Here is a 16,339-nt window from a genome sequence, read left to right as displayed (position 1 = left end):
TTATTTTCGAAAAGTCAAACACGAAAGATATTTCGAAAGATATTTAAGGCTTTAGCTTCGGTATCGGCACAGATAGTCGCAATGCAGCCACAATCGGAAGCGAATGATGTGGCAAATTACCAACTAAACGAAACAAAAATTACGAAATTTTGGCGAAACGAAAGGTTTGAGCGCCATTTTCATGCAGTTTTGCCGCGTTTTTCCGTGTTTTTCGCGGTTTTTGTTGACCTTGTTTATTTTTGTTTCTACATTATGCGAAACAAAACGTAATTTCGAGACACATATGAACAAGACCCCCTTCCGTTTTCGTTTCCTCGCCGGCTGCGTCCTCGCCGCCTGCGCCACCCTTGCCATGCCGGCGCAGGCGGCCCCCCTGGGCCAGCTGCGCAGCGTCAAGGCCGGCGCCGACGGCCGCTCCTGGGACCTGCGTACCGATATCGGCGCCCATATACAGGTGAGCCTGGCGCGCGCCGACGTCGTGCGTATCTGGGCGGGGCCGGGCGATGCCCTGGCCGGCCCCGGCGACAAGGCCGCGACGATCGTGGTCGGCACCCCGGCCGCCGAGGTCGCGCACACGGTCGAGGAAACGCCTTCTTCCATGACGATCCGCACCGCCGCGCTGGCGCTGCGCATCGACCGCAAGCCACTGCGCTTCACGCTCTACCGCGCCGGCGAAGAGACGCCGCTGTGGCGCGAGCTGCAGCCGCTGGACATCGGCGCCAAGCAGGCGGTGCAGGTGCTGTCCAGCGACGCCGGCGAACACTTCTTCGGCGGCGGCCAGCAGAACGGACGCTATGAATTCAAGGGCCGCGAACTGGCGGTGTCCTACTCGGGCGGCTGGGAAGAGGGCGACCGCCCGAATCCCGCGCCCTTCCTGCTCAGCTCGAAGGGCTGGGGCATGCTGCGCAATACCTGGAGCGACGGCAGCTACGACCTGCGCAACCCGGAGCAGGCGGTGCTCCAGCACGCCGAGGGCCGCTTCGACGCCTATTACTTCGTCGGCAAGGACCTGCGCGGCGCGCTCGGCCTGTACACGGAATGGACCGGCCGCGCGCGCCTGCTGCCGCGCTGGGCGCTGGAATACGGCGACGCCGACTGCTACAACGACGGCGACAACGTCAAGAAGCCGGGCACGGTGCCGCAGGGCTGGAGCGACGGCCCGACCGGCAAGACCCCGGACGTGATCGGCAGCGTGGCCAAGCGCTACCGCGAGCACGACATGCCGGGCGGCTGGATCCTGCCGAACGACGGCTACGGCTGCGGCTATACCTCGCTGCCCGAGACCGTGCGCGGCCTGGCCGGCTACGGTTTCCGCACCGGCCTGTGGACCGAGAACGGCGTCGACAAGATCGCCTGGGAAGTCGGCCAGGCCGGCACCCGCGTGCAGAAGCTGGACGTGGCCTGGACCGGCAAGGGCTACCAGTTCTCGCTGGACGCCAACAAGGCCGCCTACGACGGCATCATGAACAATTCCGACAGCCGCCCCTTCATCTGGACCGTGATGGGCTGGGCCGGCACCCAGCGCTATGCCGTCGCCTGGACCGGCGACCAGAGCGCGAGCTGGGACTACATCCGCTGGCACGTGCCGACCCTGATCGGCTCCGGCCTGTCCGGCCAGGCCTATGCCAGCGGCGACGTCGACGCGATCTTCGGCGGCAGCCCGGAAACCTATACCCGCGACCTGCAGTGGAAGAGCTTCACGCCGGTGCTGATGGGGATGTCGGGCTGGTCGGCCGCGGAGCGCAAGCATCCATGGTGGTTCGACGAACCCTATCGCGACATCAACCGCCGCTACCTGAAGCTCAAGCTGCGCCTGACTCCTTACATGTACACCCTGGCGCGCGAGGCCGAGGACAGCGGCGCGCCGCTGGTGCGCGGCCTGATGTGGGACTATCCGCAGGACCCGGCCGCCCTGAGCGAACGCTATAAATACCAGTTCCTGCTGGGCCGCGACATGCTGGTGGCGCCGGTCTACCGCAGCCAGGCCGCCAGCGGCGGCTGGCGCAAGGGCATCCACCTGCCGCAGGGCACCTGGTACGACTACTGGGACGGCCGCCAGGCCACCGCCGGCGCCGCCGGGCGCGACCTCGACATGCAGGTTACCCTCGACAAGCTGCCGGTGTTCGTGCGCGCCGGCGCCATCCTGCCGATGTATCCGGAAACGCTGTACGACGGCCAGAAGCCGAAGGACCGCGTCACCTTCGACGTCTACCCGGCGGCCGACGGCGAGTCCGCGTTCGACCTGTACGAGGACGACGGCAATACCCGCCGCTACCGCGACGGCGAATCCAGCCGCCAGCGCATCCGCATGCATGCCAATGGCGCCGACCTGCAGCTCGAAGCCGGCGCGGTCGACGGCAGCTATGCCGGCCAGGAAGCGCGCCGCGGCTACGGCCTGCGGATGCTGGCCGTGCACGCCCCTGCCGCGGTGCTGACGGGCGGCCGCGCGCTGCCGGCCCTGCAGAGCGCCGCTGTGCTGGAGAGCAGCGCCGAAGGCTGGTATTTCGACGCCGCCGACCGGCACGGTACCCTGCACGTGAAAACCGCGGCCCAGGACATCCGCCAGCCGCTGGTGCTGGACGTGCGCGGCGTGCTGGCCGCCCGCACCGACGATGCCTTCCCGGCCGCACCGGACACCGGCCGCGCGATTCCGGCCGATGCGATCACGGTGATCAACCGTCCGGCCGAGGAACCGGGCCAGAACATCGAGCGCGCCTTCGACGGCAAGCCCGATACCTGGTTCCGCACGGTGCGCAGCCAGGCGGTGCGCAGCGGTCCGCACGAATGGGTGCTGGGCTTCAGCGAGCGCCGCCTGATCGACGGCATCGAGCTCGCCCCGCGCAACGACAAGCACTGGAAGAGCGGCCAGGTGCGCGACTACGAGGTCTATGTCGGCGACACCAACGGCGACTGGGGCAGCCCGGTGGCGCGCGGCCGCCTCAAGCTGGCCGAAGGCATGCAGACGATTTCCTTCCCGGCCAGCGCCGGCCGCCTGCTGCGCTTCCGCGTGCTGAGCGTGCAGAACCCGGACGGCGACGGCGCCAGCGCGCTGGATCCGATGGTGACTGCCGCCAGCGGTGCGGCCCCGGCCCGCGCCTACGACGCCGCGCTGCCGGCCGACGTGCCGCCGATCACGCTGTCGGAGTTCCACGTGCTCGAGCACCGCGTGGCCGAGCGTCCGGAAATCCAGCGCTACCTGTCCGAGCTGCCGCTGCCGAAGACAGTGGCGCGCGACCGGCCGGCAAGCAGGGCGCTTGAGATGCGCATGAACGGCCTGCGCTTCCGCAAGGGCCTGGGCGTCGGCCCGAGCAGCCGCATCGACCTCGCCCTGAGCGGCGACTGGAACCTGCTGCGCGCTGACCTCGGCATCGACGACAGCTGCCGCAGCGCCGGCGGGCTGCAGTTCCAGGTCTGGAGCGGCAGCAAGCTGCTCTACGACAGTGGCCTGGTCAAGGCCCCGGGCGTGGTCAAGCCCGAAATCGACATCCGCGGCCTGCGTGAGCTGAGCCTGCGGACCCTCGGCGCGCAGGGCCAGAGTCCGGGCCAGGTGTGCGCCAACTGGGCCAACGCCCAGCTGACGGGCAGCGAAGGCGCCACCGTCACCTCACGCTGATTCACTCCACAACACGAAACGCAGGCCCCTGTCCCGAACAGGGAGGGGAGCCTGCATCCTTCACCAAGGAGATGTGCATGAAAACCACGCGTCTTACCCTGCGCAACGACGCCATCCGGCACGCTGCCGCCATCCTGATCGCGCTCGCCGCCGGCGGCGGCCAGGCCTGGGCCCAGTCGAACGCCACCACCACCATCTTCGGCGAGGTGCGCACGCCCGCCGGCGCCACGGTGGTCATCGAGAACCTCGCCACCGGCGCCCAGCGCAGCCTGACCCCGGACGCGGCGGGCCGCTACGTGGCGACCTCGATGCCGCCGGGCCGCTATGCGGTCAAGGTGCTGCGCGGCGGCGCGGTGGAGGCGACCCGCGAAGTCGAGGCGCTGGTCGGCTCCGGCGTGGAAGCGAGCTTCGGCGCCGGCGGCGGCGGCACCCAGACCGTGGTGGTGAGCGCGGCGCGCCAGGTGATCGACGTCTCGAATACCAATAACGGCGTGGTGTTCACGGCGCGCGAACTGCGCTCGCTGCCGGTGGCGAACGACATTGCCTCGGTGGTGCAGCTGACCCCGGGCGCGAATCGCGGCACCAACAGCCAGTACGGCAACGCGCCCTCGATCTCGGGTTCCGGCCAGTCCGAGAACGCCTTCTACGTCAACGGCTTCCCGGTGACGAACATCCTGACCCAGGTGGGCGCCTCCGAGCTGCCCTTCGGCGCGATCGCCAACATGCAGGTGCTGTCGGGCGGCTACGGCGCCGAGTTCGGGCGTTCGACCGGCGGCGTGATCAACGTGACGACCCGCAGCGGCGGCAACAAGTTCGAGTTCGGCGGCAAGCTGCAATTCCTGCCGGGCCGCCTGCGCGGCGCGCCGGAAAACATCTACTGGCCGAACACCGGGGCCCATCCGGACACCGACGGCAAGCTGCTGTACTGGAACCGCGACAACACGACCAGCAGCCGCGTGGCCGGCCTGTACGGCAGCGGTCCGATCCTGCGCAACAAGCTGTTCGCCTTCGTCGCCCTGGAGCGCACCGTCAGCAACAGCGAGGCGGTGGCCGCCTCCACCGATTCCAGCGCCGCCGCCAAGGCGACCAACGGCTGGAGCAGCGCGCACACCGTCACCGACCGCTACCTGGCCAAGCTGGACTGGAACATCAGCGACGACCACCGCATCGAATTCACCCGCCTGTTCGACCGCACCACCGGCAACAGCCAATACTCCGGCTTCGACTACAACAGCTTCAAGCGCGGCAACACCGTCACCGTGGTCAACCCGGAGACCATCAACTGCTGTGGCGGCGGTTCCGCCCCGGGCGCCGATGCCGCCATCCTCAAGTACACCGGCTACCTGAGCGACAACCTGACCGCGACCGCGCTGTACGGCGACACCCGCTCGATCCACCAGCGGATCCCGGTCGGCTACGATCCGACCCTGGCCCAGACCTCGTCGAGCATCACGACCCAGGTGCCGGGCCTGGTCTACAACAACCCGCAGAAGGTGACCGGCAGCCTGCCCGATCCGGCCTCGGAAGACAGCCAGAAAGGCCTGCGCCTGGACCTCGAGTACAAGCTCGGCGCACACGCGCTGCGCGGCGGTATCGACCGCATCAAGGTCGATTCGCTGGTCGGCACGGTGCTGGCCGGCGGCTACCGCTGGACCTACCGCAAGACCACCAACCCGACCCGCCTGCTGAACGGCGCCTTCCAGACCACCGACCAGGGCGGCGGCTACGGCCCGCAGGGCTATTACGTCAGCAAGGACCTCGACACCAACCTGGCGCGTCCGACCAGCGTGCAATCGGCCCAGTACCTGCAGGACCACTGGCAGGTGACGGAGCGCGTCCTGCTCGACCTCGGCCTGCGCCGCGAGCAGTTCACCAACTACACGACCAGCGGCGAAGCCTTCATCTCCCAGCGCAACATGATCGCGCCGCGCTTCGGCGCCACCTGGGACGTGATGGGCGACAGCTCGCTGCGCGTGTTCGCCAACGCCGGCCGCTACCACCTGCCGGTGCCGTCCAACCTGTCCAGCAACATGGCGGCGCCGCTGCTGCGCACCAGCCAGTACTACACCTATACCGGCGTCGACCCGGTCACCGGCGCGCCGACCGGCCTGCATGCGATCAGCGATCCGTATTCGGCCAACAATGCCTACGGCAAGGGCCGCGATGCGCGCGAGGTGACGGCGATCGGCCTCAAGCCGCTGTCGCAGGACGAGGTCTCGCTGGGCTTCGAGCGCGCCTTCGGCCGCCGCCTGGTGGCCGGCGCCAGCGTCCTGTACCGCCGCCTGAACGACACCAACGACGACACCTGCGACCAGCGTCCGATCGATGCCTGGGCCTCGCGCAACGGTGTCGACACCAGCAACTGGGGCGGCTTCCAGTGCGCGATCATGAATCCGGGCCGCGACAACGACCTGTACATCGACTTCGCCGACGGCAAGGGCCTGCGCCGGGTCGACATCAGCGCGGCGGAGTGGGGCAACCCGCTGCCGAAGCGCACCTACAAGGCGCTGACCATGTTCGTCGAGCACCCGTTCGCCGACGGCTGGTACGGCAAGCTGACCTACACGCTCTCGAGCCTGAAGGGCAATATGGAAGGCCAGACCGACACCATCGGCGGCGGCGACGTGGCCCTGACCGTCAGCGACGACCACAAGGAGCTGATGTACAACGCCTACGGCTACCTGCCGGGCGACCACCGCCACCAGATCAAGGCCTACGGCTTCGTGCAGGCGACCCCGCAGCTGACCCTGGGCGGCAACCTGGCCCTGATCTCGGGCTCGCCGCGCAACTGCATCGGCGAACTGCCGGCCAACCTGCACTTCGACGACGACTACGGCGCCGCCTATTTCTTCTGCGAAGGCAAGCCATCGCCGCGCGGCAGCCGCGGACGCACGCCGTGGCAGATGCAGCTCGACCTGAATGCCGCCTGGAACCCGGTCTTCGCCAGGGGCCTGAGCCTGAAGCTGGACGTGTTCAACGTCCTCAACCGCCAGACCGTCACCCGCTACAACGAGACCCGCGAGGACGGCAGCGGCGACATCTCGCGCAGCTACCTGCAGGTGGCCAGCCGCACCGCGCCGCGCTCGGTCCGCGTGAGTGCCGAATACAACTTTTGAGAATGGAGACAGACAAAATGATGAATCGACGCGATTTCCTGCTGAAGACCGCCCAGGCCGGCGGTGCCGCCCTGGCCGCCGGCCTGGCCGGCCCGGTCTTCGGCGCCACCCGCGAACGCCTGCGCCTCGGCATGATCGGCACCGGCATGCGCGGCCAGGTACTGCTGCGCGAACTGCTGCGCCGCGACGACGTCGAGGTCGCCGCCCTGTGCGACATCGAGCCGGTGATGCTGGGCCAGGCCCTGGCCCAGGTGGAGAAGGCCGGCAAGCCGCGTCCGCGCACCTATGGCGAAGACGGCGACCTGTTCGCCTACCGCCGCCTGCTGGATTCGAAGCAGATCGACGGCGTGATCATCGCCACGCCCTGGGAATGGCATGCGCCGATGGCGATCGACGCCATGCGCGCCAAGGTGCCGGTGGGCTGCGAAGTGGTAGCCGGCGTCACCCTGCGCGACCACTGGGACGTGCTGGACACCCAGCTCAAGACCGGCACCCCCTATATGCTGCTGGAGAACGTGTGCTTCCGGCGCGACGTGATGGCGGTGCTGCAGATGGTGCGCGCCGGCGTGTTCGGCGAGCTCGAACACCTGCAGGGCGGCTACCAGCACGACCTGCGCGCCGTGAAGCTGAACGGCGGCGATGCGGCCCACGTGGTCGGCGGCGGGGTCGAGTTCGGCGACAAGGGCTGGTCCGAGGCGCGCTGGCGCACCCTGCACTCCGTGCGCCGCAACGGCGACCTGTATCCGAGCCACGGGATCGGCCCCTGCGCGATGTACACCAACATCAACCGCGGCAACCGCTTCACCCGCATCAACAGCTTCGCCACCAAGGCGCGCGGCCTGCACGACTACATCGAGCGCCAGTCGCCCGGCCATCCGAACACCAAGCTCAAGTTCAGCCTGGGCGACGTGGTGACCACCACGCTGTCCACCGAGAACGGCGAAACCATCCTGCTGCAGCACGACACCTCGCTGCCGCGCCCGTATTCGCTGGGCTTCCGCGTGCAGGGCAGCAAAGGCCTGTGGATGGACCTGAACCAGGGCGTGCACGTGGAAGGGGTGAGCAAGCCGCACAGCTGGGATGCCTTCCAGGCCTGGCAGGACAAGTACGACCATCCGCTGTGGCGCCGCTATGGCGAACGCGCGGCCGGCGCCGGCCATGGCGGCATGGACTTCTTCGTGATCCACGCCTTCGTCGAAGCGCTGAAGGCGGATGCGCCGATGCCGATCGATATCTACGACGCCGTCACCTGGAGCGCGATCACGCCGCTGTCCGAGCAGTCGGTGGCGCAGGGCTTCCAGACACTGGACTTCCCCGACTTCACGCGCGGCGCCTGGCGCGACCGCAAGCCGATCTTCGCATTCGACGACCGCTACTGATCCCATGCTCGACCGACGCAGCTTCATCCAGGGCATGGCCGCCATGGCGCTGCCGCTGGCTTCCAGCGCCGCTTCTGCCGCCGGCACGGCGGCCGGTGCGCGCATCGCCATCCCGGCGCGCGCCACCGGCAACACGGTTGCGCAGACCATCGTCGGCCTCAGCTACGAGACCGACAACCTGCGCGACCCGCGCTTCTTCGCGGCCGCCAACACCGGTCTGGTCGACGCCTTCCGGCGCCTGAATCCGCACGGCGTGCTGCGCCTGGGCGGGAACACCAGCGACCTGGCGAAACCGGCGGGCTTCGACGGCCCGCTGCCGGTGCTGCACCCGCTGTACCGCGACCGCGAACGGGTGCAGCCCTATTACGACGTGAACCTTGACGCGATCGATGCGCTGGCCGGCTTCCTCGACGCTACCGGCTGGAAAGTCGTGTTCGGCCTGAACATGCGGGCCGGCAGCGTGGACCTGGTCGAGCGCCATGCCCGCATGGTGCGCAGCCGGCTGGGCCCGCGCCTGCTGGCGCTCCAGGTCGGCAACGAGGCGAACAACTACTTCAAGCGCTACGAGGACTACAAGGCGGCCTGGGACCGCCTGTCCGCGCCGCTCGGTAGCAAGGGTATCGCGGGACCGGACAGCGGCGCCAACACCGACTGGGTGCAGCGCTTCGGGAACGATGTGCCGGAGTCCGTACTGCTCAGCCGCCATTACTACCGCGAGGCGGCCGAGCGCGGATCGCTGGCCGACATCCTGCTGCACGACAGCGATGTCGACCGCGAGATCGCCGCGCTGGCCCGGGCGGCGCGCAGCCACCCGCAGGGTTTCTGGCTGACCGAGACCAATTCCTATTACCGCGGCGGGCGCGACGGCGTCAGCAACGCCTTCGCCTCGGCGCTGTGGGGACTGGACTTCACGCTGTCGGCGGCGTTCAACGGCGCCACCGGGATCTGCTTCCAGGGCGGGCCGCGGCGCAGCATCGAGAGCTCGCTGGAAGGCCACGACACCCGCGGCCGCGGGATCGACAAGCGCGGCGAGGACGTCCTGGCGCGCATCGAGGCGGCGGCATCGAACTACTCGCCGATCGGCGGCGACCTCGAGACCGGCTTCGCGCCGCGCCCGCTGTACTACGGCCTGCTTTGTGCCCAGCTGCTGGCCGGCGGCCGCTTCTACGAACTCGAACGCGCCGACCCGCTGCCGGGCCTGCGCGTGTACGCGACCGCGCACGGGGATGGCGTGCGCATCGTCGCCATCAATACGAGTGCCACCGAATCGCGGCTGCTCAGCCTCACGGGATTGCCGAAGGGCGCCCGCGTACGCGCCGCGCCGCTGCGGGCGCCAGGCCTGGAGGCGCGCTACGCGCTGGCCTTCGGCGAAGGCGAGGGCGCCCTGGCGCCGGGCGCCGGCTGGACCCTGCGCTACCGGAACATGCCGCCGGTGGCGCGCGACGGCGGGCTCCAACTCGCGCTGCCGGCCGGATCGGCGCTGCTGCTTCACACAAGCTGACACACAAGATCAACAACACAGGAGGAGAGACATGAAACTGAAGACATTATTGGCCGCCTTGGCGGCCGCTGGACTGGCGTCGAGCGCCGTCGCTGCCGGCCAGGCGGAAGACCAGGCGGTCAAGGCGGACAAGCCGGCGAAGTCCGACGACACGCGCAAGGAAGGGAAGATGGCGCGGGTCGAAGTGACCGGTTCGAGCCTGAAGCGCATCAACGCCGAAACCGCCTCGCCGGTGCAGGTGATCGACGCCAAGGAGATCGAGAACATGGGCGCCCGCACGCTGCTGCAGGTGCTCGACAACCTGCCGGCCGCGCGTCCGGCCCAGCAAGACTTCCGCTCGATGTTCACCGGCTCCGACGGCGGCTCGCAGGCCAACCTGCGCGGCCTCGGCGCCCAGGGCACGCTGGTGCTGCTGAACGGCCGCCGCCTGTCCTTCTACGGTGCGCCGGCCGGCTTCCAGACCATGTTCGTGAACATCGACGCGATTCCCGCCGCGGCGATCGAGCGCATGGAAGTGCTGACCGACGGTGCTTCGGCGGTGTACGGTTCGGATGCGGTGGCCGGCGTGATCAACGTGATCACCAAGAAGAACTACCAGGGCCTCGAAGTCCGCGGCAGCAACGATTCCTCGTCGCGGGTCTCGTCCTATGGCGAGCGCCAGGGCAGCATCCTGTTCGGCAAGGGCGACCTGGGCAACGACGGCTACAACGTCTACGGCTCGCTGAACCTCTACCAGCGCGACCGCATCGCCCTGGCCGACACCTACGACAAGCGCCCCGAGTACTTCTACGTCAACAACCCGAACTTCATCCCGAACTTCCGCATCGGTACCGGCAGCGAGCCGGGCACGATGAACCCCGGTACCTTCTTCGTGTTCGACCCTTTGAAGAACAATGCCCGCACCCAACGCGCGGTGAACGGCTGCCCGTCCTCGATCGTCGAAGCATCGGGCACCCGCTGCATCTGGAACAACCTGCCGTATGCGCTGGACACCGGCCCGTCGTCCAAGCGCGCCACAGGCTACCTGGCCGGCCGCCTGCGCATCAGCGACAGCCTCGAAGGATTCGCCGAAGGCGCCTACACCCATATCCGCATGCGCGGCGAGAACGGCCCGCGCACCTTCAACAGCGGCAGCACCAGCAACTGGTTCGCGCGCAATACCGGCACCACGCTGAACACCTTCGTCAATCCCTACCTGGGACCGAACAACGTCTACCTGAAGGGCAGGCTGGATCCGGACATGGCCGCCAAGATGGGCGGCGCCGCCGGCCTGAACTACATCCTGCAGGATGCGCCCGGCCACTTCGGCCAGACGAATATCGACGACAGCTACCGCGCGCTGGCCGGCCTGCGCGGCACCGTGTTCGGCGACTGGGACTTCGAGACCGCGCTGGCGGTCGCCGGCAGCCACTCGACCCTGTACCAGACCACCAACATCAACACCAAGGGCTTCGAGAAGGCCTTCGGCCCGACCACCATCGATCCGGTCACCAAGCGTCCCTACATCGCCGACAATCCGGCCTACAAGTTCGGCGAGATCAGCGAAGCCAATGCGGCCCTGCTGCGCGAAGCCTTCCCGACCTTCGACATCCAGTCCTGGACCCGTTTGATGACCTGGGACGCCAAGATCGAGGGCACGATCGCGAAGATCGGCGAGCGCGAGGTGCGCGCCGCCGTCGGCACCAGCCTGATGCGCGAGAGCTTCGAGACCCCGGGCAATCCGGATGCCGCCAACGGCCTGATCACCCAGCAGGGCGGTTCCTGGTTCGACGGCAAGCGCACCATCGGCGCCGTGTTCGGCGAAGTAGTGGTGCCGCTGACCGACAAGCTGGAACTGAACGCGGCGGCGCGCCTGGACAAGTACCCGCACTTTGCCGCCAACCTGGCGCCGAAGATCGGCGTGCAGTGGCGCGCCCTTCCCGAGCTGCTGGTGCGCGGCACCTATTCGGAAGGCTTCCGCGCGCCCAACCTGGCGGAATCGGGCGAGGGCGGCGTGTTCGCCCAGGTCGGCGGCATCCGCGACACCGTGCGCTGCGACGAGACCAATGCGATGGCGCGCCTGCTGATGAAATCGGTGACGCCGACCGACGTCGATCTCGGCAAGACCCTGCTGAACTCGAACTGCTCGACCACGGTGGGCGGCCTGACCCCGCCGAACCCGAACCTGCAGCCGGAGAAGGCCAAGATCGGCACCTTCGGCGTGGTGCTGCAGCCGGCCCGCGACGTCAGCATCTCGATCGACTACTGGATCGTCAACCGCCGCAACGAGATCGTGCGCCAGGACTTCAACCAGCTGTTCACCGACCTGGTCGACCAGTACGGCCCGGCGCTGCAAGGCACCAGCCAGGCGATCCGCAACGATCTCACCGACGCCGACCGCGCCAACATGGCGGCGGTACGCGGCATGTGCGCCAACGCGGCGAATGCGGCGGCCTGCGCCGGCGGCGTGCCGGGCTACTCGGTGGGCAACCTGGGCGGCCTGATCAACTCCTACCTGAACCGCGGCCGCACGCTGGTGGACGGCTTCGACATCGATGCGCGCACCCGCTTCTCGCTGGGCGCCTGGGGCAAGCTGAACACGGGCGTGGCGGCGACCATCCGCCGCCGCGAGACCTATAACTACGACGACGGCAGCGGCTTCTCGGGCAACTACGTCGGCTACTACGATTCGCCGCGCCTGCGTGCGACCGTCAACGCCGACTGGAGCTACCGCAACTTCGTGACCAGCCTGTTCGTCAACTTCACCGGCCGCACCAAGTGGGCCTACGGTCCCTACGACAACGACAACGCGCCGGAGAACTGCACCGCGGCCGGGGTGTCGCTGCCGGAGAGTTCCTGCGACGGCGCGCCGTCGTACACCACGGTCAACCTGGGCTTCAACTGGAAGCCGGTGAAGAACCTGGAGGTGGGGCTGAACGTCAAGAACCTGCTGGACAAGCGCCCGTACTACGATCCGAACGGCTGGGAAGGCTATAACCACAGCCAGAACCTGTTCGGCCGCCAGTTCTCGGTGTCGGCCGCTTACAAGTTCTTCTGAGCCGGGGCGCCGGCCGCCGCGAAGCAGTGATCGAGGCTGGGGAAAGTACCGTCGCGGACTTCGTCGCGGTACTTTCCGAAGGCCTCCCGCATATTGTCGGCCAGCGCGGCATACTGCTTGACGAAGCGCGGCCGGTAGTCGGAGAACAGGCCGAGCATGTCTTCGGTGACCAGTACCTGGCCGTCGCAGCTGGGTGAGGCGCCGATGCCGAGGGTCGGGATCGCCACCGCCCCGGTGACGGCGCGCGCCGCCGCCTCGCTGGTGCCTTCGATCAGCAGGCAGAAGGCGCCTTGCCGCTCCAGGCCGCGCGCCAGCCGCACCAGCGCGTCGATCTCTTCCGGCGTGCGGGCCTGGTAGCGAAAGCCGCCCATCGCCTGCACGTGCTGGGGCAGCAGGCCGATGTGCGGCATCACCGGAATCCCGCGCCGTACCAGGAAATCCACGGTCTCGAGAAGCTCTTCGCCGCCCTCCATCTTGACCGCCTGGGCGCCGGTGTCGGCCAGCACCCGGGCTGCGTTCCGGTAGGCCTGCCGCGGCGATTCCTGATAGGTGGCGAAGGGCATGTCGACCACCACGCAGGCGCGCGCGGCGCCGCGTACCACCGCCTTGCCGTGGGCTATCATCATGTCGAGGCCGACCTGCAGGGTCGACTCCATCCCGTAGGCCACCATGCCGGTCGAGTCGCCGACCACGATCAGGTCGACATAATCATCCATCAGCTTCGCCATCAAACTCGTGTAGGCGGTCAGGGAGACGATGCGTCCAGGTCCCTTCATGGCGCGGATCTGCGGCACGGTGATGCGGCGGAGGGTAGTGTGAGTGCTCATCGAATGGTCTCCTGTTGGAACAAGCAGCCGCCATTCTAGGCAGCGGCGCCTTGACAGGATTTCGACAGGCGGACAAGAATTGTCGCAATGCTGACAACCCTCGATTTCGACCCCGACCCGCGCCGCGTCCCCTCCATTGCGGAGCCGGTGACGGTCAACCTGCGCCGCCCCGCGCCCGGCCTGCGGGTGCCGAAGCACCGCCACGCCTGGGCGCAGATCGCCTATCCCTTCCGGGGCAGCATCCAGGTGGAAGCGCAAGAGATGATGTGGATCGTGCCGCCGCTGCGCGCGGTGTGGATTCCACCGGACGTCGAGCACGAGGTGACCATGCTGGGCGAGGTCGAGCTGCGCACCATCTACGTGGCGCCGGAGGCGGCGCCGCGCGCCATCGACGCCTGCGCGGTGATCGAGATTTCGGCGCTCACGCGGGCGTTGTTCGAAGCCTTGCTGGCGGCGGATCCTGTCAATGACGGGCGGCGGCACCTGCTGACAGAGCTGCTGCTGGTGGAAGTGGGAAGGGCGCCGGCATTGTCGCTCGGCCTGCGCATGCCGCGTGACCGTCGCCTGCAGGCCTTATGCCAGGCGCTGGCCGCCGATCCGGCCTCGCACCGGACCCTGGAAGACTGGGCCGGACAGGTGGGCGCCAGCGCCCGCACGCTGGCGCGCCTGTTCCGCGAAGAGATGAACTTCGGCTTCGGCACCTGGCGCCAGCAACTGCGGCTGGAACGCTCGATCGAACTGATGGTCCGCGGCCTGCCGCTGGGCGAAGTCGCCGCGCGCATGGGCTATGAAAGCCAGAGCGCGTTCTCGGCGATGTTCCGGCGGGCGCTGGGCGTCGCGCCCAGCCGTTTCATCGACGACGCTGCCGTCAGCGGGCCGCGCGCCTGATCCCGCGGCGGCTGGCGCCGAGGCCGGCCAGTCCGAGTCCCAGCAGCGCCAGGCTGGCCGGTTCCGGCAGCGGCAGCGAGAGCGTGTCGATGCCGATGTAGTTGGCGCTGTCCGCCGGACCGGTGTAGCGGATCGCGAAGCGGCCGACGCTGCCCGGCGTGCCGGTGCCGGCGAAGTCCAGGCTGACGCGGGTCCAGTCGCCGGTCGGCGCGGCGTCCAGGCTGCCGAGGACGAAATCGGCGGCGCCGGTACCGCCGGTGCTCAGGCCGTACTGGAACAGGTCGGAGTAGCCCTGGTCCGCCGCCGCCCGCACATAGAAGGAGATGGTGCCGCCGGCGCTGGTCGAGAACTCCGGGCTGATCAGCCAGTCGTCGATGCCGCCGCCGGCGGCCGCGCTCTGGTAGTTGGCGCCGAGGTAGGCGCCGGGTGCACCGTCCTGGGCGCCGAAGACGCGGCTGTTCCCCTGGAAGAAGCCGTTGCTGCCGACTGGTGCGCTGGCATTGCGCAGGATGAAGCCCCTGGCGGCCAGGCTGGCGATGTCGTCGAAGCCTTCGATGATGTTGGCCTGGGCGGTGCCGGCAAAACCAAGGGAGGCGAGAAGGGCGGCAAGGAGAACTGTACGCGGCGATCGTTTGAACATGATGGACTCCTGATGGTTTGCGCTCACTGCAGTGGCAGGGCGTTGAGGTCGACGGCGGGCGGGGTGCCGGTGGCCGGGCGGGTGAAGTTCTGGTTGATCGGCACATAGTTGCTGAAGAAGCCGCCGTTGCGCAGGTAGAAGCTGCTGCCGCGCCGGCCGCCGGCATAGTCCATGCGCTGGGCGTTGGCCGCGGTGGCGTCGCCGGTGAAGCGGGCGGTGGTGATTTCGGTCCAGCTGCCGGTGTTCGAGCGCGCCCACTGGTTGCCGTAGTCGGCCGAGCGCTCCATATAGCCGTTGGTGTCGATGAAGTTCTCGAGGAAGGAGTAGACGCCGGTCAGGTAGCTGGAGGTTCCCGGCCGCTTCCAGGTGGCGATGTACTTCCAGGCGCCGGTTTCCGGAGCGAAGAACCAGGCCGAGTAATCGGTGCCGCCGGCGCCGTCGGGCCGGGCGCGGGTGATGAAGCGATAGGTATTCCCGGCGATCCAGTTGAAGCGCAGGTAGGACTGGCCGCCGGTGCCTTCGCCGCCGAAGCCGTTGTCGACCACGCCGGCGCCCTTGCCGACAAGAGTGGTCCTGGCGCCGTTGTCGGCATCCCAGACCGAGAACAGCATCCAGCGCTCGCTCGGCGACTTCACCTGCATGCCGAAGTAGCCGCCGGTGAAGCCGTTGGCCATGAAGTAGGAGCCGATCTTGTCCTGCCCCTGCGGGACCGTGACCTCGTTGTAGAAGTACTCGGTCTGCGCCGGGACCGTGAAGCCGAGGTGCACCGAAGGACCGCGCCGCGACCAGTAGTAGTTGGCCGGATCGTTCGCGTAGTTCAGCGTCGCCTCGGTCGACACGCCGATCGAGGACACGTCGCCGAAATAGCCGCCATCCTTGCTCACGCCCTGCAGGTCCACCTTCACGTAACCAGCGGGGACGATCACGGTGCCGACCGGGTAATTTTTGGTGACGTTGCCCGTCAAGGTGACGTCGAAGGGCGTGCCGTTGATGCTGACGCGGACGGTGCTGCGCGTGCTGCCGGCCAGGCGCGCATTGAGCGACACCGTCACCGCCGCCGGACAGCTGCGCGAACAGTTGGGGGATGCGGCCACGCGGAAGTACGTGCTGGTGACGGTGCCGGCGCTGGTCCAGTTGCCGAGTCCATTGCTGGTAATGACTTCGGCGGCGTTCGGCGCCGCGCTGGTGACGAAGGCGTTGCCGGCGAGGGCGACCACGGCGTCGGTGGCCGCCGCCGGCAGAGGCGCCAGGGCCACGGCGGCGGCGGCGGCGAAGGCGGCAGCATTCAAATACTTGATCCTGCGTTCCATTGCATCTCCTTATGTGATTGTCATAAAG

General features: G+C 68.2%; 9 protein-coding genes. 6 read left to right on the top strand and 3 right to left on the bottom strand.

The window, feature by feature from the left end:
• The first annotated feature begins 283 nt into the window (after nt 1–283).
• The 5 genes from AC1DOP_RS04415 (at nt 284) to AC1DOP_RS04395 (ending at nt 12,646) form a co-directional block, all read left to right on the top strand.
• Nucleotides 284–3,613, top strand: a complete 3,330-nt coding sequence (locus AC1DOP_RS04415; RefSeq protein WP_442122249.1) for a TIM-barrel domain-containing protein — start codon at nt 284–286, stop codon at nt 3,611–3,613.
• 77 nt (nt 3,614–3,690) lie between these two features.
• Nucleotides 3,691–6,729 (top strand): TonB-dependent receptor, encoded by a 3,039-nt coding sequence (locus AC1DOP_RS04410; protein ID WP_442122250.1) that lies wholly within the window; start codon nt 3,691–3,693, stop codon nt 6,727–6,729.
• A gap of 17 nt (nt 6,730–6,746) precedes the next feature.
• The gene (locus tag AC1DOP_RS04405; protein ID WP_442122251.1) at nt 6,747–8,108 is read left to right on the top strand and encodes a Gfo/Idh/MocA family protein; all 1,362 of its coding nucleotides are present in this window, start codon (nt 6,747–6,749) and stop codon (nt 8,106–8,108) included.
• Nucleotides 8,109–8,112: 4 nt separating this feature from the next.
• The gene (locus tag AC1DOP_RS04400; protein WP_442122252.1) at nt 8,113–9,609 is read left to right on the top strand and encodes a hypothetical protein; all 1,497 of its coding nucleotides are present in this window, start codon (nt 8,113–8,115) and stop codon (nt 9,607–9,609) included.
• Nucleotides 9,610–9,640: 31 nt separating this feature from the next.
• A complete protein-coding gene (locus AC1DOP_RS04395; protein WP_477250011.1) occupies nt 9,641–12,646 on the top strand; it encodes a TonB-dependent receptor plug domain-containing protein in 3,006 nt (1,001 codons plus the stop codon).
• Here the strand turns inward: AC1DOP_RS04395 and panB are convergent.
• The gene (panB, locus tag AC1DOP_RS04390) at nt 12,631–13,473 is read right to left on the bottom strand and encodes a 3-methyl-2-oxobutanoate hydroxymethyltransferase (RefSeq protein ID WP_442122254.1); all 843 of its coding nucleotides are present in this window, start codon (nt 13,471–13,473) and stop codon (nt 12,631–12,633) included. The genes AC1DOP_RS04395 and panB overlap by 16 nt on opposite strands.
• 87 nt (nt 13,474–13,560) lie before the next feature.
• Here panB and AC1DOP_RS04385 point away from each other — a divergent pair, with 87 nt between their 5' ends.
• Nucleotides 13,561–14,361: an AraC family transcriptional regulator gene (locus tag AC1DOP_RS04385; RefSeq protein ID WP_442122255.1), complete on the top strand. Its 801-nt coding sequence runs from the start codon at nt 13,561–13,563 to the stop codon at nt 14,359–14,361.
• Here the strand turns inward: AC1DOP_RS04385 and AC1DOP_RS04380 are convergent.
• Nucleotides 14,342–15,001 carry a choice-of-anchor J domain-containing protein gene (locus AC1DOP_RS04380; protein WP_442122256.1) on the bottom strand — a complete coding sequence of 220 codons (660 nt, stop codon included), beginning with the start codon at nt 14,999–15,001 and terminating at the stop codon, nt 14,342–14,344. The genes AC1DOP_RS04385 and AC1DOP_RS04380 overlap by 20 nt on opposite strands.
• 23 nt (nt 15,002–15,024) lie before the next feature.
• Nucleotides 15,025–16,311: a DUF3472 domain-containing protein gene (locus tag AC1DOP_RS04375; RefSeq protein ID WP_442122257.1), complete on the bottom strand. Its 1,287-nt coding sequence runs from the start codon at nt 16,309–16,311 to the stop codon at nt 15,025–15,027.
• Nucleotides 16,312–16,339 lie beyond the last annotated feature (28 nt).

It is taken from the genome of Massilia sp. 01N410, assembly GCF_056399665.1.
The sequence above is the reverse complement of the archived record's forward strand: the minus strand, read 5'-3'. Positions and strand labels throughout refer to the sequence as shown.

Excerpts from the sequence above, each read along its gene's own strand:
- AC1DOP_RS04410 (WP_442122250.1), top strand. The coding sequence starts at position 3,691 with ATGAAAACCACGCGTCTTACCCTGCGCAACGACGCCATCCGGCACGCT.
- AC1DOP_RS04395 (WP_477250011.1), top strand. The coding sequence starts at position 9,641 with ATGAAACTGAAGACATTATTGGCCGCCTTGGCGGCCGCTGGACTGGCG.
- AC1DOP_RS04375 (WP_442122257.1), bottom strand. The coding sequence starts at position 16,311 with ATGGAACGCAGGATCAAGTATTTGAATGCTGCCGCCTTCGCCGCCGCC.
- AC1DOP_RS04385 (WP_442122255.1), top strand. The coding sequence starts at position 13,561 with ATGCTGACAACCCTCGATTTCGACCCCGACCCGCGCCGCGTCCCCTCC.
- AC1DOP_RS04380 (WP_442122256.1), bottom strand. The coding sequence starts at position 15,001 with ATGTTCAAACGATCGCCGCGTACAGTTCTCCTTGCCGCCCTTCTCGCC.
- AC1DOP_RS04405 (WP_442122251.1), top strand. The coding sequence starts at position 6,747 with ATGATGAATCGACGCGATTTCCTGCTGAAGACCGCCCAGGCCGGCGGT.
- AC1DOP_RS04415 (WP_442122249.1), top strand. The coding sequence starts at position 284 with ATGAACAAGACCCCCTTCCGTTTTCGTTTCCTCGCCGGCTGCGTCCTC.
- panB (WP_442122254.1), bottom strand. The coding sequence starts at position 13,473 with ATGAGCACTCACACTACCCTCCGCCGCATCACCGTGCCGCAGATCCGC.
- AC1DOP_RS04400 (WP_442122252.1), top strand. The coding sequence starts at position 8,113 with ATGCTCGACCGACGCAGCTTCATCCAGGGCATGGCCGCCATGGCGCTG.